Raw genomic sequence first — 412 nt, 5'->3', positions numbered from 1 at the left:
GTGTAGTTATATATTGAGCCTCACCTGAGCTAGCATTTTCAAGTTTGTAAAAACTATCTTTTTTTAAAGAAACTGTTAACTCTTTAAAAATTCCTAGTTCATAAAGGTGCCATAAAATAGAGAATTCATCATAATATTGATAGTATTCTTCATTGGCACTAAAATTAAAGTTAATTGAAATCGATTTTTGTTTTATATTAAATATTCCCTGAGCATATTTTCCACTAATTAAATTTCTATAAAAATCTATAATGTCTTTGCTATCAACAAAATTAATATTCTCTTGCTCTCTCTTTGGTTTATTTCTTAAATTATTTTGTAATCGTACAATACCCTTTTCGTTAATTACTTCCTCTAATACCCCATTCTTTAGTGAGTAACTGATTTTAAAAACAGGCTCCACACCAATAAA

Annotated in this window: 1 protein-coding gene; it reads right to left on the bottom strand. The window is 26.7% G+C overall.

Annotation, left to right across the window (positions count from 1 at the left end):
- On the bottom strand, positions 1-412 hold a 412-nt coding region (locus KVT37_RS31920; RefSeq protein ID WP_217578984.1), incomplete at both ends, for a hypothetical protein.

The sequence above is a fragment of the Mesorhizobium sp. GbtcB19 genome (genome assembly GCF_019091085.1).
In the GTDB taxonomy this organism is placed as follows: Bacteria; Pseudomonadota; Alphaproteobacteria; order Rhizobiales; family Rhizobiaceae; genus Mesorhizobium.
The sequence above is the reverse complement of the archived record's forward strand: the minus strand, read 5'-3'. Positions and strand labels throughout refer to the sequence as shown.